22 protein-coding genes and 1 tRNA gene are annotated in these 24,142 nt (G+C 67.3%); 11 read left to right on the top strand and 12 right to left on the bottom strand.

Annotated elements, in window-relative coordinates:
* Window positions 1-43 precede the first annotated feature (43 nt).
* From GYM46_RS15995 to GYM46_RS15985, 3 genes are all read left to right on the top strand, one after another.
* Window positions 44-1,393 carry a DcaP family trimeric outer membrane transporter gene (locus GYM46_RS15995; protein ID WP_008261387.1) on the top strand — a complete coding sequence of 450 codons (1,350 nt, stop codon included), beginning with the start codon at window positions 44-46 and terminating at the stop codon, window positions 1,391-1,393.
* Window positions 1,394-1,395: 2 nt separating this feature from the next.
* The gene (gene acs / locus GYM46_RS15990) at window positions 1,396-3,348 is read left to right on the top strand and encodes an acetate--CoA ligase (RefSeq protein WP_008262907.1); all 1,953 of its coding nucleotides are present in this window, start codon (window positions 1,396-1,398) and stop codon (window positions 3,346-3,348) included.
* Window positions 3,349-3,450: 102 nt separating this feature from the next.
* Window positions 3,451-4,359, top strand: coding sequence for an SDR family NAD(P)-dependent oxidoreductase (locus GYM46_RS15985; RefSeq protein WP_008260523.1), 909 nt, complete (start codon window positions 3,451-3,453; stop codon window positions 4,357-4,359).
* A gap of 18 nt (window positions 4,360-4,377) precedes the next feature.
* Here GYM46_RS15985 and GYM46_RS15980 read toward each other — a convergent pair whose 3' ends face one another.
* Window positions 4,378-5,136, bottom strand: a complete 759-nt coding sequence (locus GYM46_RS15980; RefSeq protein WP_008261594.1) for a chorismate mutase — start codon at window positions 5,134-5,136, stop codon at window positions 4,378-4,380.
* Window positions 5,137-5,425: 289 nt separating this feature from the next.
* Window positions 5,426-5,992: a prephenate dehydratase domain-containing protein gene (locus GYM46_RS15975; RefSeq protein WP_008261806.1), complete on the bottom strand. Its 567-nt coding sequence runs from the start codon at window positions 5,990-5,992 to the stop codon at window positions 5,426-5,428.
* Window positions 5,993-6,194: 202 nt separating this feature from the next.
* Between GYM46_RS15975 and GYM46_RS15970 the strand changes: the two genes are divergently transcribed.
* Window positions 6,195-7,406, top strand: coding sequence for an FAD-dependent oxidoreductase (locus GYM46_RS15970; RefSeq protein ID WP_040349523.1), 1,212 nt, complete (start codon window positions 6,195-6,197; stop codon window positions 7,404-7,406).
* Here the strand turns inward: GYM46_RS15970 and GYM46_RS15965 are convergent.
* The gene (locus GYM46_RS15965; protein ID WP_008259368.1) at window positions 7,384-8,754 is read right to left on the bottom strand and encodes a class II 3-deoxy-7-phosphoheptulonate synthase; all 1,371 of its coding nucleotides are present in this window, start codon (window positions 8,752-8,754) and stop codon (window positions 7,384-7,386) included. The two genes, GYM46_RS15970 and GYM46_RS15965, sit on opposite strands and share 23 nt — an antisense overlap.
* Before the next feature lie 66 nt (window positions 8,755-8,820).
* Entirely contained in the window at window positions 8,821-8,961 is a 141-nt protein-coding gene (locus GYM46_RS15960) for a hypothetical protein (protein ID WP_008261426.1), read from the bottom strand.
* A 377-nt stretch (window positions 8,962-9,338) separates the two neighbouring features.
* Between GYM46_RS15960 and GYM46_RS15955 the strand changes: the two genes are divergently transcribed.
* Together GYM46_RS15955 and GYM46_RS15950 are read left to right on the top strand one after the other, a co-directional pair.
* A complete protein-coding gene (locus tag GYM46_RS15955) occupies window positions 9,339-9,551 on the top strand; it encodes a hypothetical protein (protein WP_008259349.1) in 213 nt (70 codons plus the stop codon).
* A gap of 162 nt (window positions 9,552-9,713) precedes the next feature.
* Entirely contained in the window at window positions 9,714-10,931 is a 1,218-nt protein-coding gene (locus GYM46_RS15950; protein WP_008261139.1) for an LL-diaminopimelate aminotransferase, read from the top strand.
* Between the two features lie 25 nt (window positions 10,932-10,956).
* On the opposite strand, the gene GYM46_RS15945 is transcribed toward GYM46_RS15950, so the two are convergent.
* The 4 genes from GYM46_RS15945 to GYM46_RS15930 form a co-directional block, all read right to left on the bottom strand.
* Entirely contained in the window at window positions 10,957-11,169 is a 213-nt protein-coding gene (locus GYM46_RS15945; RefSeq protein WP_035306857.1) for a hypothetical protein, read from the bottom strand.
* Window positions 11,170-11,234: 65 nt separating this feature from the next.
* Window positions 11,235-11,309 (bottom strand) — tRNA-Val (locus GYM46_RS15940).
* Between the two features lie 56 nt (window positions 11,310-11,365).
* Window positions 11,366-12,655, bottom strand: coding sequence for a dicarboxylate/amino acid:cation symporter (locus GYM46_RS15935; protein WP_008263339.1), 1,290 nt, complete (start codon window positions 12,653-12,655; stop codon window positions 11,366-11,368).
* 101 nt (window positions 12,656-12,756) lie between these two features.
* On the bottom strand, window positions 12,757-13,476 hold the full coding sequence (locus GYM46_RS15930; protein WP_008260939.1) for an HAD-IA family hydrolase: 720 nt from the start codon (window positions 13,474-13,476) through the stop codon (window positions 12,757-12,759).
* Between the two features lie 58 nt (window positions 13,477-13,534).
* On the opposite strand from GYM46_RS15930, the gene glmU reads away from it, so the two are divergent.
* The 3 genes from glmU to gor all read left to right on the top strand — a co-directional run bounded on the left by glmU (window position 13,535) and on the right by gor (window position 17,106).
* A complete protein-coding gene (gene glmU, locus GYM46_RS15925; RefSeq protein WP_008262032.1) occupies window positions 13,535-14,899 on the top strand; it encodes a bifunctional UDP-N-acetylglucosamine diphosphorylase/glucosamine-1-phosphate N-acetyltransferase GlmU in 1,365 nt (454 codons plus the stop codon).
* Window positions 14,896-15,579, top strand: a complete 684-nt coding sequence (gene rpiA / locus GYM46_RS15920) for a ribose-5-phosphate isomerase RpiA (protein ID WP_008262329.1) — start codon at window positions 14,896-14,898, stop codon at window positions 15,577-15,579. Before glmU ends, rpiA begins: the two co-directional genes overlap by 4 nt.
* A gap of 138 nt (window positions 15,580-15,717) precedes the next feature.
* Window positions 15,718-17,106, top strand: coding sequence for a glutathione-disulfide reductase (gor, locus tag GYM46_RS15915; protein ID WP_008260224.1), 1,389 nt, complete (start codon window positions 15,718-15,720; stop codon window positions 17,104-17,106).
* Between the two features lie 31 nt (window positions 17,107-17,137).
* On the opposite strand, the gene GYM46_RS15910 is transcribed toward gor, so the two are convergent.
* Window positions 17,138-18,715 carry a carboxylesterase/lipase family protein gene (locus tag GYM46_RS15910; protein WP_156796428.1) on the bottom strand — a complete coding sequence of 526 codons (1,578 nt, stop codon included), beginning with the start codon at window positions 18,713-18,715 and terminating at the stop codon, window positions 17,138-17,140.
* 134 nt (window positions 18,716-18,849) lie between these two features.
* On the opposite strand from GYM46_RS15910, the gene GYM46_RS15905 reads away from it, so the two are divergent.
* Complete coding sequence (locus GYM46_RS15905) at window positions 18,850-20,346, top strand: sensor histidine kinase (RefSeq protein WP_198004275.1); 1,497 nt, start codon at window positions 18,850-18,852, stop codon at window positions 20,344-20,346.
* Window positions 20,343-20,720 carry a response regulator gene (locus GYM46_RS15900; RefSeq protein ID WP_035308891.1) on the top strand — a complete coding sequence of 126 codons (378 nt, stop codon included), beginning with the start codon at window positions 20,343-20,345 and terminating at the stop codon, window positions 20,718-20,720. Before GYM46_RS15905 ends, GYM46_RS15900 begins: the two co-directional genes overlap by 4 nt.
* Here the strand turns inward: GYM46_RS15900 and hutI are convergent.
* From hutI to GYM46_RS15885, 3 genes are read right to left on the bottom strand one after another with little or no spacing between them, the layout of a single operon-like run.
* Entirely contained in the window at window positions 20,717-21,967 is a 1,251-nt protein-coding gene (hutI, locus tag GYM46_RS15895; RefSeq protein WP_008261768.1) for an imidazolonepropionase, read from the bottom strand. The two genes, GYM46_RS15900 and hutI, sit on opposite strands and share 4 nt — an antisense overlap.
* Window positions 21,964-22,686: a UTRA domain-containing protein gene (locus GYM46_RS15890; RefSeq protein WP_008263981.1), complete on the bottom strand. Its 723-nt coding sequence runs from the start codon at window positions 22,684-22,686 to the stop codon at window positions 21,964-21,966. Before GYM46_RS15890 ends, hutI begins: the two co-directional genes overlap by 4 nt.
* Window positions 22,683-24,071 carry a formimidoylglutamate deiminase gene (locus GYM46_RS15885; protein WP_156796430.1) on the bottom strand — a complete coding sequence of 463 codons (1,389 nt, stop codon included), beginning with the start codon at window positions 24,069-24,071 and terminating at the stop codon, window positions 22,683-22,685. Before GYM46_RS15885 ends, GYM46_RS15890 begins: the two co-directional genes overlap by 4 nt.
* Window positions 24,072-24,142 lie beyond the last annotated feature (71 nt).

Below are 24,142 nucleotides of genomic sequence, written 5' to 3'. Positions count from 1 at the left end.
GGTTCACGCAGGACGCCCGCATCAGATGGGCGCGGGAGGAACCATGATGATCAAGTCCAGTCTTCTGGGCGGGTGCGTGGCTGCGGCCATGATTCTCGCGCCCGGCGCCGCCTTCGCCCAGGACGCCCAGGCCGCGCTCGAAGCCCGTATCGCCCAGCTCGAAGCCGAGTTGAACAGCCTCAAGTCCGAAGTCGTCGCCGCCCGCACCCAGCAGGCGGCGCAGCAGCAGGACATCATCCGGCTGGAGACCCGTCCTGCCCCCCCGCCCCCGGTCCAGCAGGCGGCCGCGCCCAGCGACGGCTTCCGCATCGGCGACCACACGGTGAAGTTCGGCGGCTTCGTCAAGGTCGACGCCTCGGCCTCGAACTATTCCGGCGGCGATCCGGCCAACGGCGACGCCCTGCGCGAATTCCACATTCCCGGCTCCATTCCCATCGGCGGCGCCGACGAGGATACGGCGACCGACTTCAACGCCCGCCAGACCCGCTTCTGGTTGACGACGGACGGTCTGGTCGGCGGCCACAAGGTCGGCACGCGGCTCGAGATGGACTTCCAGACCCTGCCCGGCACGGCGGACCAGCGCACCACCAGCCCGGCCAACCCGGCCCTGCGCCGCGCCTTCGTCACCATCGACAACTGGCTGATCGGCCAGGAGTGGACCAATTTCCAGAACACCGCCGTCCTACCGGAATCCGCCGACTTCATCGGCGCGGCCGAGGGCACGGTCTTCGCCCGCCAGGTTCAGGTGCGATACACGCGCGGACCCTTCTCGATCTCGGTCGAGAACCCCGAGACGACCGTCACCCCGTTCAGCGGCGGAGCACGGATCATCGCCGACGACAGCAGTCTTCCGGACTTCACCGCCCGCTACGCCGTGGCGCAGCCGTGGGGGGATCTGCAGTTCGCCGGTCTGTTGCGTCAGCTGAAATATCAGAACCCGGCGACGGACATCGATTCCACCGCCACGGGCTGGGGCCTGTCCGCCTCGACCAAGATCAAGGTCGGGGCCAAGGACGACCTCCGACTGATGGTGACGGGCGGCGAAGGCATCGGCCGTTATGTGGGGCTGAACTTCTCCAACGACGCGGTGCTGGACGCCTCGGGCGAACTGGATGCGATCGGCGTCGTCGCCGGCTTCGCCGCCTATCGTCACGTCTGGGCGCCCGGCTGGCGCTCCAGCCTGATCTGGTCGGCCCAGAAGGTGGACAACGACACCAGCGTGACCGGTCTGGCCGTCAACCGGTCCGCCCAGAGCATCCACGCCAACTTGATCTGGTCGCCCGTTACGGCGTTTGATGTGGGGGCCGAGCTGATGTTCGCTGATCGCGAAATCGAATCCGGCGCGAGCGGCGACATGACCCGACTGATCCTGTTCGCCAAATACGGATTCTGAAAATGCTGGAGACGTCTCGCGTGCCCGATTCCGAACTCTACCCCGTTCCCGCAGACTTCGCCGCCCGTGCCCACATGGACCGGCAGGCCTATGAGGCGGCGCGGGTTGCGGCGCGCGAGACGCCCGAAGCCTTCTGGTCCGAGCAGGCCCAGCGCCTCGACTGGATCAAGGCACCGACCAAGATCAAGGACGTCTCCTTCAAGAAGGAAGATTTCCGCATCCGCTGGTTCGAGGACGGCGTCCTGAACGTCGCCGCCAACTGCATCGACCGCCACCTGCCCCATCGCCAGGACGAGACTGCCATCATCTGGGAAGGCGACGATCCGGCGGACAGCCAGCACATCACCTATGGCCGGCTGCACGACGAAGTCTGCCGCATGGCCAATGTGCTGAAGGCGCATGGCGCCAGGAAGGGCGACCGGATCACCATCTATATGCCGATGATCCCCGAGGCCGCCTACGCCATGCTGGCCTGCGCCCGCATCGGGGCGGTCCATTCCGTGGTCTTCGGCGGCTTCTCGCCCGACAGCCTGTGCGGCCGGATCGAGGACTGCGGCTCCACCCTGGTCATCACCGCCGACGAGGGCGTGCGGGGCGGCAAGATCGTGCCGCTGAAGGCCAATGTCGATGCGGCCCTGGAGAAGGTGAAGGTCGACACCGTCCTGGTCATCCGCCGCACCGGCGCCGACGTGCCGATGATCGAAGGCCGCGACGTGGATTACGCCGTCGAGGCCGCCAAGGCCGCGACCGAATGCCCGCCCGAGCCGATGAACGCGGAAGATCCGTTGTTTATCCTCTACACCTCAGGTTCCACAGGAAAGCCGAAAGGCGTTCTTCACACGACCGGCGGCTACCTGTTCTGGGCCGCCTGGACCCATGAGCTGACCTTCGACTATCGTCCCGGCGAGGTCTTCTGGTGCACCGCCGACGTGGGCTGGGTAACGGGCCACTCGTATCTGGTCTATGGGCCGCTGGCGAATGCGGCGACCACCCTGATGTTCGAAGGCGTGCCAAACTACCCCGACGCCAGCCGTTTCTGGCAGGTGGTGGACAAGCACAAGGTCGAGGCCTTCTACACCGCCCCCACGGCCCTTCGCGCCCTGATGCGCGAAGGCGAGGCGCCCGTGAAGGCGACCTCGCGCAAGTCGCTGCGGGTGCTCGGCACGGTCGGCGAACCGATCAATCCGGAGGCCTGGCGCTGGTATCACGAGGTGGTCGGAGACGGCCGCTGCCCCGTCGTGGACACCTGGTGGCAGACCGAAACCGGCGGGCATCTGATCACCCCCCTGCCCGGCGCCACCGACCTGAAGCCCGGCTCGGCCACCCTGCCCCTGCCCGGCGTCGAACTGCAGATCGTCGATGCCGAAGGCCAGGAACTGGTCGGGGCCGTCTCGGGCAATCTGTGCATCACCGACAGCTGGCCGGGCCAGATGCGCACCGTCTATGGCGACGACCAGCGCTTCTTCGACACCTATTTCTCGACCTACCCGGGCCGGTATTTCACCGGCGACGGCTGCCGCCGGGATCAGGACGGCTATTACTGGATCACCGGCCGGGTCGATGACGTCATCAATGTCTCGGGCCACCGGATGGGCACGGCCGAGATCGAGAGCGCCCTGGTGCTGCACGACGATGTCGCCGAGGCGGCCGTGGTCGGCTATCCCCACGACATCAAGGGCCAGGGCATCTACGCCTATGTCACCCTGAACAAGGGGGTCGAGGCGACCGAGGATCTGCGCAAGGCCCTGGGGGCCCATGTCCGCCGCGAGATCGGTCCGATCGCCACGCCCGACGTGATCCAGTGGGCCCCCGGCCTGCCCAAGACCCGGTCGGGCAAGATCATGCGCCGCATCCTGCGCAAGATCGCCGAGAACGAGATTGGGGCGCTGGGCGACACCTCGACCCTGGCCGATCCGTCGGTCGTCGAGGATCTGGTCCAGAACCGCGCGGGCTGAGCACGCCGGCCGGGCTTGTGCGCCGCCTCCAGTCTCGTCAAAACCGGACCAAGGGGCCGGCCCTGGAGCCGAACGCCTCAGGCCTTGGGTGGAGACGACGAGATGACGATCCGATTTGACGGCCAGGTGGCCATTGTGACGGGCGCGGGCGGCGGTCTGGGGCGGGAACACGCCCTGGCCCTGGCGGCGCGCGGGGCCAGGGTGGTAGTCAATGATCTGGGCGGCGCCCGCGACGGTTCGGGCGGTTCGGCCACCGCCGCCGAGGCCGTGGTCGCCGAGATCGAGGTGGCCGGCGGCGAGGCCATCGCCAATGCCGCCTCGGTGACCGACTTCGCCGCCGTTCAGGCCATGGTCGAGGCGGCCGTAGCGAAATGGGGCCGGGTCGACCTGCTGGTCAACAACGCCGGGGTGCTGCGGGACAAGAGTTTCGCCAAGATGGAGCTGGAGGATTTCCGCTTCGTCGTCGACGTCCATCTGATGGGAGCGGTCAACTGCACCAAGGCGGTGTGGGAGATCATGCGGGCTCAGAATTACGGCCGTATCGTCATGACCACCTCCTCGTCCGGGTTGTACGGCAATTTCGGCCAGTCGAACTATGGCGCGGCCAAGATGGCCCTGGTGGGTCTGATGCAGACCCTGTCGATCGAGGGGGCCAAGAACGACATTCGCGTCAACTGCCTGGCGCCCACCGCCCATACGCGCATGACCGAAGACCTGGGTGCCGCCCTGCCCCTTGAGGCCCTGGGGCCGGAGTTGGTCACGCCGGGCCTGCTGTATCTGCTCAGCCGGGACGCCCCCAGCCGCTGTATACTGGCGGCCGGCGCCGGCGGGTTCGAGCGCGCCTATGTCACCCTGACCGAGGGCGTCCACATCACCGGCGAGGATGCGCCGGAACAGGTGGCGGCCCGGTTCGACGCCATCTCCGACCGTTCGAAAGAGATCGTGCCGGAGATGGGCGCCGCCCAGGGGATGATCGAACTGACCAAGGCCCAGAAGGCGCACGCCTCCTGAGCGCTCTAGTCGGCGCGGTCAGCCGATCGCGCCGACGCAGCCTTCCGCCTCGCCCGGCGTCAGTTCCGCCTCGGTCAGGGCGATGGTCCAGCCGTGGTGGGTGTTCAGGCCCCAGCGACGCGCGCCGCCGCCGTCGCCCGCATCACCGCCGGCGGTGACGACGACGCGGCGGCCTCTCGGCAGGGCCGGCGGGTCGATCTTGCCCACGGCCAGAGACGTCGGCGTCTCTCCGCCGTAACCGTCGAACACGCTCAGCATCGACCATTCCCGACGCAGACCCATCCACCAGGCGTCCTCGGTGTTGATGGCCAGGACGGCGACCCCGTGCCCCTCGGCGGCGAAGGCCAGGGCCTTTTGCGGGTCGCGGACCATCTTGATGTCGGCGGCGGCGCCGAAACGCAGCCGGGCGCCGTCATAGGCGCGGGTCGGCTCGATCGGCGCCCAGACCTGGACCTGGAGCCGCCCCTGGCGCGCCAGGCCCCAGCCGATGATTTCGCGCCACAGGTGTTCGACGGCTTCGGCGTTCTCGGGCTGGGCCTTGGACAGCATGCGCGACAGAACGGTCTGTTCGCGGTCGGGGCGCAGCTTGGTGTGGGGGCCGGTGGGGGCGTCCTTGGCGCGGCCGACGGTGGCGGCGACGGCGAGGCGTTGTTCGAACAGGGCCAGGATCTGATCGTCGATGGCGTCGATCTCGGCGCGCAGGGCGGCCAAGGCCTGTTGTTCGGGGGTCAGTTCGACCACGTCAGGCCACACTTGCTGGACGTTGGAATTGGGCATGGGTTCGGGCTTTCGGCAAAGGGGGATTTCGATGTGCAGGGGCGGACAGCCGCTCTGGTCCAGAGCGGTCGCCGGCGAGACAGTCAGGGACGAAGAGCGCCCGACGCCTCAGCCGGCGTATCGAAAGCCGTAAAAGCCGTAGCCGAAATAGAGGCCGGAAACCGCGCGCGAACGGTCGAAGGAAACAGAAAGAACGCGCTGGCGGGACATGGGTCCGGGTCCGGTTATGCGGATCGATTGCGATCCGTGCGACCTTAAAGCACGCAAAGACCGTGCGCCGTCAAGCCCTTCAGACGCCCAGAAGGACGAAACGCGTCCGGTTGTCGCTGGAATCCTGAAGATCGTTGCGCAGGATCGACAGGCCATAGACCTCCGCCGCGCCCACCGGCGCTACGGCCGCCTGGGTCGGATCGCCGGCCTCGGCGACGTCGCGGGCGGCGCCGGCGGTGTCGAAATGCTCGACCACGTTCAGCCTCATGCCCTTCAGCGTCTGTTCGCACTGGGCCAGGGCGATGGGATGGCTGAGCACCCGTTTCAGATCGGCGATCCGGGCGCCCTCAAGGCCCATCAACGCGTGACGGATCGGCCGCCAGGCCTCCGCCACCACGGGGAGACCGGATTCGCGCACCAGGGTCGCCGCCGGTTCGACCACGCCGATGGACGAGTTCTCGACCGGGATCAGGGCGCAGTCGCAGTCCCCGGTCTTCAGCGCTTCAATGGCCGCTGCAAAGGTCTCGAAGGGCACGGCCACGTCCCAAGGCCGCAGGGCCGTGCAGGCCTCGTGGCTGAACGCCCCCGGCGCGCCCTGGTAGGCGACCCGGCCGGGCTTGTCGTCTTGGTGCGCAGGCGTATCCATATTCGTTACGTCCGGGATCGTCCCCGAACGCCTTTCCTTGTCGTTGGCCGCTGATCAGACGGAACATCCTTGTCCGCGCCATGGCCGTATCCGAGCGTATCTGCGGCGCCGCCCCTGTTCCGACAAGCCGAATATGGCGCCGGCCGGCTATCGAACCGGCTATGGGCGCGCTAGCCTTGCTGTTCCCGTTCCTGGAGGCTTCATGTCCGTCGTCGCCCACTCCAGCCGTCGCGCCGTACTGACCGGCCTGGCGGGGACCGTCGCGGGCTGCGCCGCGACGCCGCCTGTCCCGCTCGCGGCCGGCTTCGCCCCCCGTCGGATCGCCCCGATCCTGATGGAGCCCGAACGAATCATCCGCATCACCGTCTGCACCCGCCCCTTCCGCCCTGCCGGTCCGCGTCTGGACGTGGAGACGGTCGGCGAGAGCAGGGTGGTTCACAACTACGGCCACGGCGGCAGCGGCTGGTCCCTGTCCTGGGGCTCCAGCGCCATAGCGGCGCGCAAGGCCATGGCCCTGGCCGGGGTCGCCGGCGGTCCGCCCGTCGTCGCGGTGATCGGCAGCGGCGCCCTGGGTCTGACCTCGGCGCTCCAGCTTCAGCGGATGGGCGCGCGGGTGACCATCTACGCCCGAGAGCGCGCCGCCTTCACCCGGTCGATGCGCGCGACCGGCAGCTGGACGCCGGACAGCCGCATCGCCGACGCCGACCGCGTCTCGGCCGAATTTCCGGCCCTGTGGGAACAGATGGCGCGCGAGACCTATGCGACCCACCAGACCTATCTGGGGACGGAAGGCGATCCGGTCGTCTTCAGCGACCGCTATATCCTGTCGGGCGCAGCGGACCTGCCGCGTACGGCCGAACCGCCGCCGATCCGCACCGCGCCCGGCGTAAAACCGATCCGCTTCGCCGAATACCGGCTGGACGGGCTGGCCCCGCGATCCTTCCCCCTCCCCGTTTCGGCCTCGCCCTTCCCGGTCCGGGAAACCCGGATGGTCAGCGCCATGCAGTTCAATGTCGCCGAACTGGCGCATCGGCTGGAGACCGAGTTTCTGAGCCAGGGCGGTCGGATCGAGACCCGCACGTTCAACGCTCCGGCGGAACTGACGACCCTGCCCGAGAAGATCGTCGTCAACTGCACCGGTTATGGCGCCAAGGCCTTGTTCGAAGACAAGGATCTGATCCCGGTGCGCGGTCAGATCGCCTGGCTCGCGCCCCAGCCCGAGGCGAACTACGGCCTGCATTTCCGGGGCGTGACCGTGCTGTCGCGACCGGACGGTATCGTGGTTCAGGCCACGCGCAACGACATGAACGGCGTCGGCGTCGACGATGAGACGCCGGACCGGGCCGAGGCGAACGCGACCATCGGCCTCGTCGCCCCGTTGTTCCCGTCGATCAGGCGGCTTTCGAGCGGCTGATCCGGCCCGACTTCAACCGTTCGGCCACCAGGAAGGCCAGCTCCAGCGCCTGGTCGGCGTTCAGGCGCGGGTCGCAGTGGGTATGATAGCGGTTGGACAGGTCGTCCTCGGTCACGGCCTGGGCCCCGCCGATGCATTCGGTGACGTTCTGGCCGGTCATCTCCAGATGGACGCCGCCGGGGTGGACGCCCTCGGCCTCCGCAACATCAATAAAGGTCCGCACCTCGCCCAGGATCCTGTCGAACGGCCGGGTCTTGTAGCCGTTGCCGGCCTTCAGCGTATTGCCGTGCATCGGGTCGATCGACCAGATCACCTTGCGGCCCGAGGCCTTCACTTCGCGCATCAGCTTGGGCAGGCGCTCGCCGACCTTGTCGTGACCGAAACGGCCGATCAGGGTCAAGCGGCCCGACACATTATCCGGGTTCAGGGCGTCAATCAGGGGCAGAAGGTCGTCGGCCGTCATGGTCGGTCCGCACTTCACGCCGATGGGGTTCCTGATCCCCTTCATGAACTCGACGTGGGCGCCGTCCAGCTGGCGGGTGCGTTCGCCGATCCACAGCATGTGGGCCGAGGTGTCGAACCATTCGCCCGAACCGCCGTCCAGCCGTGTCAGGGCGCTCTCGACGTTAAGCAACAGGGCCTCGTGGCTGGTGAAGACCTCGACCCGGCTCAGGTCCGGATGGCTCTCGGGCGTGACGCCGACCGCCTCCATGAAGGCCAGGGCCTCGGTGATCTTGTCGGCCAGTTCGCGATACTGGGCGCCCGCGGCGTTGTCGCCCGCGAAGCCCAGGGTCCAGCGATGGATGTTGTAGAGGTCGGCGTAGCCGCCGCCGGCGAAGGCGCGCAGCAGGTTCAGGGTCGAGGCCGACTGGTTGTAGGCGCGGATCAACCGTTGCGGATCGGGCGCGCGCTCTTCCGGCGTGAAGCCCATGCCGTTGATGATGTCGCCGCGATAGCTGGGCAGTTCGACGCCGTCGATCTCTTCCAGCGGCGACGAGCGCGGCTTGGCGAACTGACCCGCGATTCGGCCGACCTTCACCACCGGCTTGCGTCCGGCGAAGGTCAGGACGACCGCCATCTGCAGGATCAGACGAAAGGTGTCGCGGATATTGTCGGTCGAGAACTCCTTGAAGCTCTCGGCGCAGTCGCCGCCCTGGAGCAGGAAGGCCTCGCCCCGCTCGACCTGGGCCAGTTTCGACGTCAGGCGGCGCGCCTCGCCCGCGAAGACGAGCGGCGGCAGGGCGCGCAACTCGTCCTCGACGGCGGCGAGGGCTTTGGGATCTGGATAGTCCGCCGGCATGTGCAGGGCGGTCTTGGTTCTCCAGCTTTCGGGGGTCCAGCGTGTCATCGGGCAAGAATAGGGCTTTGCGGCCGCTCAAACAACGAAAACACGAATGGATTTTGCCGTTGAGCCTCAGTCTTCGGCGGGCGGCGCCTTTTCCGCCGCATCCGCCGCCTTGCGTTCGGCCTTGGCGGCCGCCTTTTCAGCCGCCTTTATGGCCGCCGCGCGCTCACGTTCCTGCCGTTCGAAACTGTAGTTGGGCTTGCGGGCCATGGGCGTCCTCGTATGGTCGATAGTCTGGCCCCAAACTGACGGCCCGCCACGCGGGACGCAATCGCCAAATCGCTCCGTCCGCTGACGTGAGCCTACAGAAGGCGCTCCTTGCGGGTCAGAAACTTGGCCAGGCGGTGCAGCGCGATCAGAATCTCGGCGAAGATTGTCATGCGGTCTGAACGCCTCGTGCGCCTTGATGTTCATCCGCCGACCCATCGGTCGCACCCTCCCGTCGATCTGCCCCGCGCCTTGGATGTCCGCGCCGGATGGACGTAGCGGGGCGTGAATTTTCGACGACATCGACCGGACGACTCTGGCGCTCGCCCTCGCCTCGCCCATCTGTGATCGGGGGCGAGTCGACAGACCAGAGGTGCGATATGAGGCCCTATGACCTGACCCTGGACGAGATGCTGGCCGACCCCATGGTGCGGCAGTTGATGGATCGCGACGGCGTGGCTGAAGCCCAGGTGCGGCGTCTGTCCGAGCATGTACGCCGGCGGCGCGGTCCGGGGCTTGGCCCGACGTCAGGCTCCGGCTTCGCCGTTCGTTACGACGTCGTCGCTCCGGAGCCACAGAACTTCGCCGACTGACCGGCCAGAACGCACGGTTCATGCCGGAGACGGCGCCCTCCGGCGCCGGATCAGATGTTTTTGGCGTAAAAACCGTGGAAATGGACGATCTTTCGGTATCGCAGCGTCGCCATTGATGGCATCGCTGACGCCCTCTTTTCCTGCCCCCCTGCGAAGTTCGACATGTCCGAAGAATTCTACCGCATGAAACGCCTGCCTCCGTATGTGATCGCGGAGACCAACGCCATGCGCGCCACCGCCCGCGCGGCCGGCGAGGACGTCATCGACCTGGGCATGGGCAATCCCGATCTGCCGCCGCCGCCGCACGTGATCGACAAGCTGTGCGAAGTGGCGCGCAAGCCCGACGCCCACGGCTATTCGGCGTCGCGCGGCATTCCCGGCCTGCGTCGCGCCCAGGCCAACTACTACGCCCGCCGTTTCGGCGTGGACCTGGATCCCGACGCCGAGGTGATCGTCACCATGGGCTCCAAGGAAGGTCTGGCCAGTCTGGCGACGGCTATCACCGAACCCGGCGACGTCGTCCTGGCGCCCAACCCCTCCTACCCGATCCACACCTTTGGCTTCATCATCGCCGGGGCGGCGATCCGCAGCGTGCCGACCACGCCGGACGAGCGCTATTTCGAAAGCCTCGAACGGGCCATGGCCTACACCGTGCCGCGCCCCAAGGTGCTGGTGATGAACTATCCGTCCAATCCGACGGCGGAGACGGTCGATCTGGCCTTCTATGAACGGGTCGTCGCCTTCGCCAAGGCCAACGACCTGTGGATCATCAGCGACCTGGCCTATTCGGAACTCTATTACGACGGCAAACCGACCGTCTCGATCCTGCAGGTGCCGGGCGCCAAGGATGTGGCGGTCGAATTCACCTCGCTGAGCAAGACCTACAGCATGGCCGGCTGGCGGATCGGCTTTGCGGTCGGCAATCCCAAGCTGATCGCCGCCATGGCGCGGGTGAAATCCTATCTCGACTATGGCGCCTACACGCCCATCCAGGCGGCGGCCGTCGCCGCCTTGAACGGGCCGCAGGACATCGTCGAGCAGAACCGCGCCCTGTATCACCGTCGCCGTGACGTGCTGGTCGACAGCTTCGGCCGCGCCGGCTGGGAGATCCCCAAGCCCGCCGCCTCCATGTTCGCCTGGGCGCCCCTGCCCCCGGCCCTGGCCCATCTGGGCAGTCTGGAGTTTTCCAAGCAACTGTTGACCCACGCCAAGGTCGCGGTCGCTGCGGGGGTCGGCTACGGCGAAAACGGCGAGGGTTTCGTCCGCATCGCCCTGGTCGAGAACGAGCAGCGCATCCGTCAGGCCGGGCGCAACATCAAGACCTATCTGAAGTCCATGGGCGTCAACGTGCCCCCCGGCCGGGACGTGCCCGACGTCTGATTCTCCCAATTGGTTTGGGAGCCGGCTACGGCCGGCTTCGGACTTCCCAGTCCAGCGTCCAGCGGTTGGCGCCGGCCCGCTTCAGCTCGCTGACGGCGGCGGGCACCTGCCGGTCCAGCCCATCCAGCAGGGCCACGCCCTGGCTGACCGAGGCGACGGTGGCGTTGGTCTGCCAGAAGGGGCCGCCCAGGCCTCTCAGCGAGAAACGGATGTGGACGGTGTCATTGACCTGGGGCATCGGCGTTTCCATCGGCGGCTGCGCGCGGCGACGCGGCTATCGGGAACGGGCGGGAACGGAGAAGATGGTGGATGCGACAGGGATTGAACCTGTGACCCCCTCGGTGTGAACGAGGTGCTCTCCCGCTGAGCTACGCATCCATGCCTTGCGGAGGCGGCGACATAGCCCGGTCGCCCGCCCCGCGCAAGCGTCCGTTTCAGATTCCTGCGGCCCGGACCGCCTCGGGCGTCTCCGCCTCCGGATCGCCGGGCAGCCAGGCGACGTGACCGTTGTAGATGCCTTCGTCCAGAATGCCTTCTTCCTTGGCCACCAGCACCGGGACCAGCATCTGGCCGGTGACGTTGGTCGCCGTGCGCATCATGTCGATGATCCGGTCGATGGCGACGATATAGCCGATGCCTTCCAGCGGCAGACCCGCCGTGGACAGGGTCAGGGTCAGCATGACGATGGAGGTTCCCGGCACCCCCGCCGTGCCCAATGAGCCCAGCACCGCGGTCAGACCGATCAGGATGTATTGGGTCAGGGTCAGGTCGATCTGGAAATACTGGGCGATGAAGATCGAGGCGATGGCCGGATAGATGGCCCCGCACCCGTCCATCTTCACATTGGCGCCCAGGGGCACGGCGAAGGCCGCATAGGCCTGGGGCACGCCCAGACGCTCGACCGTCTGGCGCAGGGTGATGGGCAAGGTGCCCAGCGAGGACGAGGTGGCGAACGCCGTCTGCTGGGCCGCGAAGGCGCCGCGGAAGAAGCTGGTGACTTTCAGCCCGTGCACTTTCAGCAGGCCTGAATAGACCACCAGGATATGGAACAGGCAGGCCGCATAGATGGCGACGATGAACTTCAGCAGCGGCAGCAGGGCCTCCCAGCCATAGCCGCCGACGACCGAGCCGATCAGACCGAACACGCCGATGGGCGTCAGCTGGATCACCCAGCGGGTGATGCGGAAGATGACCGCGGCGCCTTCGTCCACCAGGCGCCGCACCCCCTGGGCCCGGTCGCCCAGCGCCACCAGGGCCACCCCGACCAGGGCCGAGAAGAAGATGATCTGCAGCACCTTGCCCTCGGCCAGGGCCGCGAACGGATTGGTCGGCACCACCCCGATCAGCACCTCCAGCGGGGTCGGGATCACCCGGTCCTTGACCTCGCCCAGCGGCAGGTTGGACAGGCCCACGCCCGGATTGATGATATGGCCGAAGGCGAAACCGACCAGCACGGCCAGCAAGGACGTGATAGCGAACCAGATGATGGTCCGCACCCCCAGCCGCACCGCCCCGGCCCCCTCCCCCAGTTTGGCGATGGAGCTGGCGATGGTGAACAGCACCAGGGGCGCCACAACCATCCGGATCAGGTTCAGATAGACGTCGCCGATGGGCTGCAGCCAGACCTCGGCCCGTTCGCGCAGGATCAGCCCCGCGACAACGCCCAGGGCCAGGCCGGCGAAGGTGCGTTGCCACAAGGGTATTCTGAAGAAACGAGCGAACATGGAGGCGCTTTCGACAAGGGGTGCGCCAAACTGGTCATCGCGCCGGCTATCCGCAACCGCGCGAGTGCGGGTTCAGACCCCAGATTTACTGTCCGGCGCCCTCAGAATTTCAGCGCTCTCATCACGTAGAAGTCGGACAGGACGCCGTCGATCGCCTCCTCGACGTCCTCGAAGGCGTCAATCAGGACGTCGCCGCCCAAGGTATCGACCGGAACCGGCGTGTAGCCGAAGGTCGTCAGTATGCAGGGCATGCCTGCGTCCCGCGCCGCTTCGGCGTCCGGCGCCGCGTCTCCGACCATGATGGCCCGTTCTGGGTCGCCGCCGCCCTTGACCACGGCCTCCTTCAGATGGGCGCCTGCGGGCTTTCGCGCGCTGACCCGATCCGGCCCGACGATGGCGGCGAAATGCCGGGTCAGGCCCAGCTTCTCGAGCAGAAGCTCTGACAGGTCCGACCGCTTGTTGGTCGCCACCACCAGGATCGCCCCGCGTTCGATCAGCCGCTCCAGCGTCTCGACTACCCCCTCGAACGGCTGCGAACCGTCGGCGATGTGGGCGGTGTAATCGACCAGAAACCGCTCGAACAGCTCGTCCGATTGCGCCCGTTCGACCGATGCCCCGGCCGCCTCGAACCCATGAACCAGCAGCGCCCGCGCCCCCGAACCGATCAGGGTCGAGGCGGCTTCCATCGGTACGGGCGGCAACCCTTCCTCGACCAGCAGCCGGTTCAGGGTTTCGGTCAGGTCCGGCGCGGAATCGACCAGGGTCCCGTCCAGGTCGAAGACAATGGTCCAGCCTTCCAGGTCGCGATCGGTCATCCACATCTCCCGCTGGCCCGCATGATGGGCTAGATCGCAGGACGACTAGACGCCGGAACGATTCATGACCAGCCAGACGCGCCCTCGCGCCGCCATCATTCTCGCCGCCGGCCAGGGCACCCGGATGAAATCGCCCCTGCCCAAGGTGCTGCATCCGGTCGGCGGCCGCGCCATGCTGGACCACGCCATCGACGCGGCCCAGGCCCTGGGCTGTCAGAAGATCGTCGTGGTGGTCGGCGCCCATTCGCCCGAGGTCCGCGCCCATGTCGTCAAACGCCTTGGCGAGGCGGCCATCGCCGTTCAGGACCCGCCCCTGGGCACGGGCCACGCCGTCCGCGCCGCCGAACAGACCCTGGCCGGATTCGACGGGGATGTGGTCGTGACCTATGGCGACGTGCCTCTGCTGAAGGCCGCCGACATCGAACCCGTGTTCAACCCCGAGGGCCTGACCGTCATCGGCTTCGAGGCGCGCGATCCGGGCGCCTATGGCCGGCTGATCCTCGACGGCGACGCCCTGGCCGCCATCACCGAGGCCAAGGAGGCCTCGCCCGAGGTCCTGGCGATCACGGCCTGCAACTCCGGCGTCATGGCCGCTCCGGCGGACCTGCTGTTCGCCCTTCTTGCCGATGTCCGTAACGACAACGCCAAGGGCGAATACTATCTGACCGACGTGGTCGAACTGGCCCGCAAGGCCGGCCGCCCGACCCGCGCCGTCTTCGCGGCCGAGGATTCGGTCATGGGCGTCAATTCCCAAGCCGAACTGGCCCAGGCCGAGGCCCTGTTCCAGAGCGTGCAGCGGGACGCCTTCCTGGCCGCCGGTGTCACCATGGCCGCGCCCGACACCGTCCACTTCGCCTGGGACACCCAGGTCGGCGGCGGAACCGTGATCGAGCCCTTCGTCGTCTTCGGTCCCGGCGCGGTGATTGAAGGCGGCGCCCGAATCCGCAGCTTCAGCCATATCGAGGGCGCGCGCGTGGCGTCCGGCGCAGAGGTCGGCCCCTACGCCCGCCTGCGGCCCGGCGCGGACCTGGCCGAGGGGGTCAAGATCGGCAATTTCGTCGAGGTGAAGAATGTGAAGATGGCCGCAGGCGCCAAGGCCAATCACCTGGCCTATCTGGGCGACGGCTCGATCGGCGCGGCCGCCAACATCGGCGCCGGAACCATCTTCTGCAACTACGACGGCTTCAACAAGGCGCAGACCGAGGTCGGCGCCGGCGCCTTCGTCGGTTCGAACTCCAGCCTGGTCGCCCCGGTCGTCATCGGCGACGGCGCCATCGTCGCCTCGGGCTCCGTGATCACCGAGGACGTGCCGGCCGACGCCCTCGCCTTCGGCCGCGCCCGTCAAACCCACAAGCCGGACGCCGGCGCCGCCTTCCGCGAGAAGGCCAAAGCGAAGAAGGAAGCGGCCAAGGCCGCCAAGCTGAAATGAGCGATCTACAGAAGAAGAACGCCGGCGAGGCCGCTGCGGCCCATGTCGAGGCCGGCATGATCGTCGGCCTGGGCACCGGCTCGACCGCCGCCTGGTTCGTCAAGGCCCTGGCGGCGCGCGGCCTTTCTGGGCTGCGCTGCGTCCCGACCTCGGAGAAGACCGCCGATCTGGCGCGCGAACTGGGCCTGACCCTGTCGACGCTGGAGGACACGCCGCGCATCGATCTGACCGTCGACGGCGCCGACGAGGTCGGTCCCGGCCTGGCCCTGATCAAGGGCGGGGGCGCGGCCCTGCTGCGCGAGAAACTGGTGTGGGAGGCGTCCAGCCGCTGTATCGTCATCGCCGACGCCGCCAAGGTGGTGCCGGTGCTGGGAACCTTCCCCCTGCCGATCGAGGTCGTCGCCTTCGGTCACAAGACCACGGCCAACCGCATCGCCGACGTCCTGATCGACCATGACATCAACTCGCCGGCCCGCGTGCGCCAGGCGGATCGCGGCCTGGTCCGCACCGACGGCGGCAATCTGATCTATGACGCCGGCTGCAAGGCCATCCATGATCCGGTCCGTCTGGCCGATGATCTGAAACTGATCACGGGCGTGGTCGAACACGGCCTGTTTCTGGACCTGGCCGACCTGGCGATCATCGGCACGGACAGCGGGGTCGAAACCCTGACGCCCTGATCTCCCTCCACCTGGCGACCTTGCTCCAGGGTGTCCCGGCGCCTAAGTCCCACGCCTCGCCCCCGGTGTGACCGGAACCGATTTCAGACGATTCAGACTATTCAGACGCTGTTTTTTTGAGTCTGAACGGAGCACCCGATGGCCGACTACGACTACGACTACGACCTCTTCGTCATCGGCGCCGGCTCCGGCGGGGTTCGCGCCGCGCGCCTGACCGCCCTGGGCGGCAAGAAGGTCGCGGTGGCTGAGGAATACCGGGTCGGCGGCACCTGCGTGATCCGGGGCTGCGTGCCCAAGAAATTCATGGTCATGGCCTCCGAGGTCAGCCACGCGCTCGAGATCGCCGAGGGCTACGGCTGGTCCTTCGACAACGCCCGGTTCGACTGGCCGACCTTCCTGGAGGCCAAGGACGTCGAGATCGCCCGCCTGTCGGGCATCTACGCCGCCAACCTGGGCAAGGCCGGGGTGGAGCTGGTTCATGGGCGCGCCGTACTGAAAGACGCCCATACGGTCGAGATCGTCGGCAAGAACCAGACCTTCACCGCCGAGAAGATCCTGATCGCTACGGGCGGCCGCCCGTGGAAGCCGGAAAGCCTGGAGGGCATCGAACACGCCATCACCTCCGAAGAAGCCTTCCACCTGCCCGAACTGCCCAAACGCATCCTGATCGCAGGCGGCGGCTATATCGCGGTGGAGTTCGCGGGAATCTTCGCCGGCCTGGGCGTCGAGACCACCCTGATTTACCGGGGCCCCAACATCCTGCGCGGCTTCGACGACGATGTGCGCGCCCACCTGGCCGGCGAGATCGAGAAGCGCGGGATCAAGGTCGTCCTGGGCTGCCAGCACGAGAAGATCGAGAAGACCGCCACAGGCCTGGTCAACCACCTCGAGAACGGGATGAAGCTGGAGACCGACGTGGTCATGTTCGCCACAGGGCGCATCCCCCACGTCAAGGACCTCGGCCTGGAGGCGGCCGGCGTCGAACTGAACGACGAGGGCGCGATCAAGGTCGATCCCTGGTCCAAAACGACGGCCGACAATATCTGGGCCATCGGCGACGTGACCGACCGGATGAACCTGACCCCCGTCGCCATCCGCGAGGCCGTCGCCTTCCACCAGACCGTCTATCGCGACAATCCCCAGCATTTCGACTACGAGGCCGTCGCCACCGCCGTCTTCAGCCAGCCGCCTGTGGGCATCGTCGGCCTGACGGAATCCGAGGCGCGTCGGTCATGTTCGGCCGGGGTCGATGTCTATCTGACCCGTTTCCGGCCGATGAAATACGCCTTCACCGGATCAGAGGAGCGCGTCCTCATGAAGCTGGTGGTCGACGCCGAAAGCCAAAGGGTTGTCGGCGTACACATCGTCGGGCCCGACAGCCCGGAAATGATCCAGCTCGCCGCCATCGCCGTGAAGGCCGGCCTGACCAAGGCCCAATGGGACGCCACCTGCGCGGTCCACCCGACCATGGCCGAGGAACTGGTCACGATGAGAGAAAAACAGTCGGGCGCGACCTCGGCGGGGTGACGGCGGGGTCTTTGAGCGGCCGAACACCTGTCTAATAGTGCGTTTTTACAGTGACTTGCGACGACTTGCTGATAGCGTGAGACCGCTCCCGGAACCGTTCGATCAGATCCAGCCGCGCGCTGTCCGGAACCGGCGTGGCGCTGGGGCCGTCGTTGCGGAACAGCATCAGCTGAGTGTCGCCGCCCCCGGCCATCGGCCAGTCCGGCCGCCCCACCCCATTGGGGTCGCCGGACCGTGAGAAGGCGGTCCAGTAGCCCATCATCGCCGCCGAGGCCGCGACATCCGCCTCTCGGACCGGATAGGGCAGCAGCGGCAGGGTGCCGAACACATAGGGGCGCTCGATGGCGTGGGTCGCCCCGCCGTGCGGTTCGGGATTGTCCGGCGACGAGATGTCGAACCGGTATAGATAGGCCGGATGCCCCGCCGCCGCGTGCAGCCGCGCTAGCCGCCGCGCCGGCTCCGAGAAGACCGCGTCGGTGATGAAGCCCCGGTCGAAGCCCGCCTCCCCGCCATAGGCCGCCGTGATCGTGGCCCGCTCCAGCCAGGTCAGGTCGTCGTCGATCATGCCGTAGCCGTTGCGATCCGTCGGCTTCATCCACCAGAACTCGGCGCTGTTGGTCCCGATCACCATCGGCACAGGCGCCTGCCGCCCGGACCGGAAGGCCGCTTCCACGGTCGAAGGCACGATCCGGCCGTCGATCAGGGACAGATCGCCGTTAGCGAAGACGGGCGCCGGGGTCAGCAGCAGCTCGACCGGCGCAGCGCGCAGATCCGCTGCAGTCAACAGGTTATGACCGTGGGCCCAGACCTCGCCCCGCTCACGCGCCGACGGCAGGTCATAGGCGCCGCGCCGGTCCAGCGGGGTCTGCAACTCGCGCCCCAGGCCCGACTGCACGATGGCGCGGTCGAACAGGCCCCGCGCCGGCGGCGAAATCATCATCCGGGTGACGATGGCGCCACCCGCCGACTCCCCGAAGATCGTCACATTGGCCGGGTCGCCGCCGAAGACCGCGATGTTCGCCCTGACCCACTGCAGGGCCGCGATGACGTCCATCAGGCCGTAGTTGCCCGCCGCCTCGTCCGCCGGTCGTTCGGCCGCCAGGGCCGGGTGATCGAAGAAGCCCAACCGCCCCAGCCGATAGTTCATCGAGACCACGACCATGCCCTGACGGGCCAGATGGGATCCGTCGTACAGGGCCGCCGTGCCCGATCCATTGACCAGGCCCCCGCCGTGGATCCACACCATGACCGGGGCCGGCGACGCGGCGACGTCGGTCGGCCGCCACACATTCAGGTTCAGGCAGTCCTCGCTCATCGGCAAGGGCCCCACGCCGGGATCGCCCTGCGGCGTGGCCTGGATGCAGATCGGCCCATAGGTCGAGGCGTCGCGCCGCCCTTCCCAGGTCGGGGCCGCGCCCGGCGGCCGCCAGCGCAGTTCCGCCACCGGCGGGGCCGCATAGGGAATGTTCTTGAACGCGGCGACCGTGTCGTCGGCCCGCCCGGCCAGCACGCCTTGGGCCAACTGGACGACCGGCTGTTCGGGAGGCGGCTGATCTGTCGGTTGAGCCATCATGAGGGAGAGGGTGGCCAAGGCGCCGGCAAATGTCATGTCCCGTCCTTAGCAAATTCTCCTGACACGCCAATGACGATCAGGTGAAAGGCGAATTCTGGGTACGGTAGCGAACTCTTTGCCTCCTCGCGCGTTCGGCACCGGTTGGGCTGGGGTGTAGATTGACAGTACAAGTGAAACCGGGCGCTTCCGTAGTCGATTTGGCGGCGGCCTTCGAGGCGTCGCCAAATCCTTATCTTCTGCTTACGCCGGATCTGCGCATCGCCGAGGTCAATCAGGCCTATGTCGAGGTCACAGGCGCTCGCCGCGAGGACATCCTGGGCCGTCCCCTGTTCACGACCTTCGACGCCGGCCCCGGCGAAGATGCGCCCGAAAACGTGCGTCAGGTCCGGGCGTCCCTCGAAAAGGCGCGCGACACCCGCCAGCGCGACCACCTCGCCGTCGTGCGATACGCCATGCCGCGCAAATTGTCCGACGGCCAGGAGGTGTTCGAGGAACGAATCTGGAGCGCGACCCATACGCCAGTCCTGAACGCTGAAGGCGATGTCGTGCTGCTTCTTCAGCACACCATGGACATCACCGACCTGTCGCCGGCGATCCGGACAGATGAACCGACAACCGCCCTGGACGCCTTGGTCGGCGGGTCGGTCCTGCGGCGAGCCCAGTCGGTTCAGGAGGACAATCGTCGCCTGGAGAGCGAGCGCAACCGTCTGGTCGAGATGTTCATGCAGGCGCCGGGGTTCGTAGCCATCCTGACCGGCCGCAACCACTGTTTCCAGATGCACAACGACGCCTACAGCCAGTTGATCGGCCATCGCGACATCGCGGGCAAGTCCATACGCGACGCCCTGCCGGAGCTGGTCGGACAGGGCTATTACGAGTTTCTAGACACCGTCTTCGAAACGGGCGAGCCCTATGAAGGGCGAGAAAGCCTGGCGAAATTACAAAGGACTCCCGGCGGCCCGCTGGAAACCCTCTATCTCAATTTCATCTATCAGCCGATCCGTGACGAGGCGGGCGCCGTGGTCGGCATCTTCGTTCAGGGCCATGACGTCACAGCCAACGTCCTGGCGACCCAGCGCCAGAAGCTGATGATCGACGAGTTGAACCATCGGGTTAAGAACACCCTCGCCACGGTCCAGTCGATCGCCATCCAGACCGCGCGTTCCCACGTCGACCCCGCCACCTTCGCCGCAACCTTCCAGTCGCGGATACTGGCCCTGTCCCACACCCACGACCTGTTGACGCGAACCCATTGGGAAGGCGCGGATCTGCGGGCGATCCTGGAACACGAAACCGAAGCCTTCGGTCCCACCCGCATCAATCTCAACGGCCCTGCGACGGCGCTGCCCCCCGCCACAGCCCTGTCCCTGGGCATGATCTTCCATGAGCTTGCGACAAACGCCGCCAAATACGGAGCCCTTTCCACGCCCGATGGGCGTGTTCTGATCGACTGGAGTTTGGCCGATCAACGCGATCGAAAGCTGAAGCTTGTCTGGCGTGAAATAGGCGGTCCGAAAGTTACGCAACCGGACAGAAGAGGCTTCGGTAGCCGATTGATTGAACGAAACATTCGCCACGATCTGGCGGGGGAGATCGATCTAGTCTACGCCAGCGATGGATTGATTGCGGAACTGACGGTTCCACTCGACAGGACACCCGCCCCATGACCCAACCTCTAAACGGTCGCCGCATACTTGTGGTGGAAGACGAATCCCTGGTCGCCATGTTGCTCGAGACCATCCTCGAGGACATGGAGTGCATTCCCGTCGGCCCCGCGTCCAATATCGACGATGGTGAAGCCATGGCGCGCGACACTGTCGATCTCGACGCCGCCCTGCTGGACGTCAATGTCGCCGGCCGTCAGGTCTTCCCGGTCGCCGAGGCGCTGAAGGCGCGCGGCGTGCCCTTCGTCTTCTCCACCGGCTACGGCGAAGGTGGGTTGCCGGAAGAGTGGCGCGGCGCCACCACCATTCAGAAACCCTTCACCGAGGCCGCCGTTCGAGACGCCCTGATGAAGGTCATGGGCGTCGCCCAGGTCTAGAAATCAGGCGGACCGTCGATCCTTGCAGGATCGGCGCTTGTCCTGACGCCGTCTCTCCAGCGGCCGTGCAGCATGGGCTTGCCCAGCCAATAGGCCAGCTCTGCGGGGCGCTGGACATCCCAGGCCGCCAGGTCGGCGACCTTGCCGACCGCCAGGGTTCCGATCTGATCTTGCAGCCCCAGGGCCCATGCGGCTTCCCGCGTCGCGCCCGCCAGGGCTTCTTCCGGGGTCAGGCGAAACTGAACACAGGCCAGGTTCAGGGCGTCGGTCATGGACGCGACAGGAGAGGTGCCGGGATTGCAGTCGGTCGCAACGGCCATGCGAACGCCATGGGCGCGTAACAGACCGACCGGGGGCGCCTGGGTTTCGCGCAGCATCAGGAAGGCGCCGGGCAGCAGAACCGCCGTCACCCCTGCCCGCGCCATGGCTTTGATTCCGTCTTCCGTCGCATGTTCTATGTGATCAGCCGACACGGCGCCGTAACGCGCCGCCAAGGCTGCGCCGCCCCCGTTCGACAACTGATCGGCGTGCAGCTTGACCGGCAGGCCCAGGGTGCGGGCCTTGTCGAACAGGCGCGCCACCTCCTCGATCGAGAAGGCGATAGGCTCGCAATAGGCGTCCACGGCGTCCACCAGCCCCTCGGCCTGTGCGGCCGGCAGGATGTGATCGACGGCCAGATCGACATAGGCGGCGCGGTTCGCCCGATGCTCGGGCGGAACGGCGTGCAGACCCAGATAGGTGGTGCGCACGCGAACCCCGCCTTCCCGGCCGATGCGGCGGGCGACCCGCAACATCTTCAATTCGCTGTCCTGATCCAGTCCATAGCCCGACTTGATCTCGACCGTGGTGACGCCCGTGGCCTTGAGCCCTTGCAGCCGGTCCATGGCGGAGGCGTACAGTTCGTCCTCCGACGCCGCGCGCGTGGCCTTGACCGAAGCGACGATCCCGCCGCCGGCGCGGGCGATATCCTCATAGGTGGCCCCGCCCAGCCTCTGTTCGAATTCGCCCGAGCGGTCGCCGCCGAAGACCAGATGCGTGTGACAGTCGATCAGTCCCGGCGTGAGCCAGCGTCCGCCCAGCCGCTCCGTCTCGACCGCCTCCACGGACGGCAAATCCGCGCGCGGTCCGATCCAGGCGATACGGCCGTCGGCGATGACCACGGCGGCGTCGCGGATGGCCCCATAGGCGGCCCCGCCCGGAACCATGGTGGCGGCATGACAGTCGATCAGCAGGCGGTCGGCCTTCATCGGCTCAGGTCCTTGGCGTGGGCGGAGGAGAAAAGCGCGACCAGATCATAGCGATCCCCAGGGAACAGCTGACGAACCCGCGTCACGCCCTGGCCGTCGCGCCAGGTCCGCCTTTCGACAGACAGACAGGCCGCGCCGGGCTTGATCTGCAGCAGACGCGCGGTCACGGCGTCGGCCTCCATGGAGCCGATCCGGTTCTCGGCCTCGGTCCAGGGTTCATAGTCCAGAAGCCAGGTTCCAGGCGGAGTGATTTGAAAATTCACCTTTATCGCTTGGGGAGCCGCGGCCAGAGCGATCAGTCGATGCTCCAGAGCCAGAGGGATCGCGTCGGCGCTATGCAGACAGGTCAAGGCCAGGAGCGGACCGCCGGCGGCGAGTTCGATTTCAGCGCCGCCGTCCGGATCGCGTTCCATCTGGTCCAGCAGCCTGTAGCCATAGGCCTGGCCCCGCTCCATCACCTCGGCTCGCAGATCGGGGATGGCCAGGAAGGCGGCATGGGCCTTGGGCTGGGCCACGAAGCTGCCCGCGCGACGCCGCCGTGTGACCAGTCCCCTGCCCGCCAGTTCCGACAGGGCCTTGGAGACGGTGGCGCGCGAACAGCCGTATTGGGCGGTCAATTCGTGTTCGAAGGGAATGCGTGCGCCCGGCGACAGCTCGCCCGAGAGGATGCGGCCTTCGAGGTCCGCGTAGATTCGGCGGTGCAGCGGCTCCGGCGTCATCCCAGCACCGTGTTCAGGGCCTTGCGGTACCGTGCCTCGATAGCCTCGCGCGCCACATGCCGCCCGTCCCGCACCACCTGCCGCCCCGCCCGCCAGACCGAGGCGACGGCGCCCGCCGGCGCGCCGAAGATCCAGCTGTCCAGCAAGGCGTCGCCCGAACGGCCATGGAAGCCGGCGCCGCGCGTATCCAGGCAAACCAGATCGGCCGATCCGCCGATGACCAGGTCGTTCGCCGCGCCCCCGACCTGGCGCCCGCCCGCCAGCACGCCTTCGAACAGGGCGCGTCCTGTCGAGCGATCCGCATCCGCCATGACCGAACGGCGCCTCAAGGCCAGCCGCTGGCTGTATTCCAGCATCCGCAGTTCCTCGGCCACGCCGATCTGCACATTGGAGTCGGTCCCCACGCCGAACCGCCCGCCCGCCTGCGCATAGGCGGCGGCCGGAAAGACGCCGTCGCCCAGATTGGCCTCTGTGATCGGGCACAGGCCGATGACGGCGCCCCGTTCGATCACGCCCCGCCACTCCGCCTCGGTCACATGGGTCGAGTGGATCAGGCACCAGCGCGGATCGACCGGGGCGTTGGCGAGCAGCCATTCCACCGGCCGGGCGCCGGACCAGGCCAGGCAGTCTTCGACCTCCTTGGTCTGTTCGGCCACATGGATATGGATGGGCCCCTCGCCTGCCAGACCGGGCATGGCGGCCAGCTCAGCCGGGCTGACAGCCCGCAGGCTGTGCGGCGCGACCCCCACCACAGCGTCCGCCATATCGGCGGTCAGGCGGCGGCAACGGTCGGTCAACTCCGCGAATCCGTCCAGATCGGTGATGAACCGTCTCTGCCCCCGGGTCGGCGCCAGGCCGCCAAATCCGGCGTGGGCGTAGAAGACCGGCAGCAGGGTCAGGGCGATTCCGGTCGTCTGGGCCGCCGCGACAATCCGCGCCGCGATCTCTCCCCGATCCGCGTAGGCCGCACCGGACGGGGCGTTGTGAAGATAGTGGAACTCGGCAACGCGGGTGAAACCGCCCTCCAGCATTTCGGCGAAGGCCAGGGCGGTGATGGCCTCGATCTCTTCGGGCCCGCCCCGATCAAGGAAGCGGTACATCAGGTCACGCCAGGACCAGAAATCATCATCGCCGTGTTGGCCCTGGGGTCCACGCGCCTCGGTCAGACCGGCCATGGCGCGCTGGAAGGCATGGCTGTGGACATTGACGACGCCCGGCAAGGCCACGCCGTCTCCTTCGTCTGCGGGTCCGCGGGATACGCCGGTCTCGAGGCTTGAAATCCGACCCCTCGCAATGCCGATCCGCACATCCCGCGCCCAGCCGTCCGGCAAGAGGGCGGCCTCGAACCAGAGGGTGCGATCCACAGGCTGCGACTCAAGGCTCACTGGACAGGTCCGTCTTGTTGCGATCAATATGTCTAGACATACCACGACGGATCGATTTGGCGAGGGAGGCC

The sequence above is a fragment of the Brevundimonas mediterranea genome (genome assembly GCF_011064825.1).
GTDB classification, from domain to species: domain Bacteria; phylum Pseudomonadota; class Alphaproteobacteria; order Caulobacterales; family Caulobacteraceae; genus Brevundimonas; species Brevundimonas mediterranea_A.
This window is presented reverse-complemented; position numbering and strand designations above follow the sequence as displayed.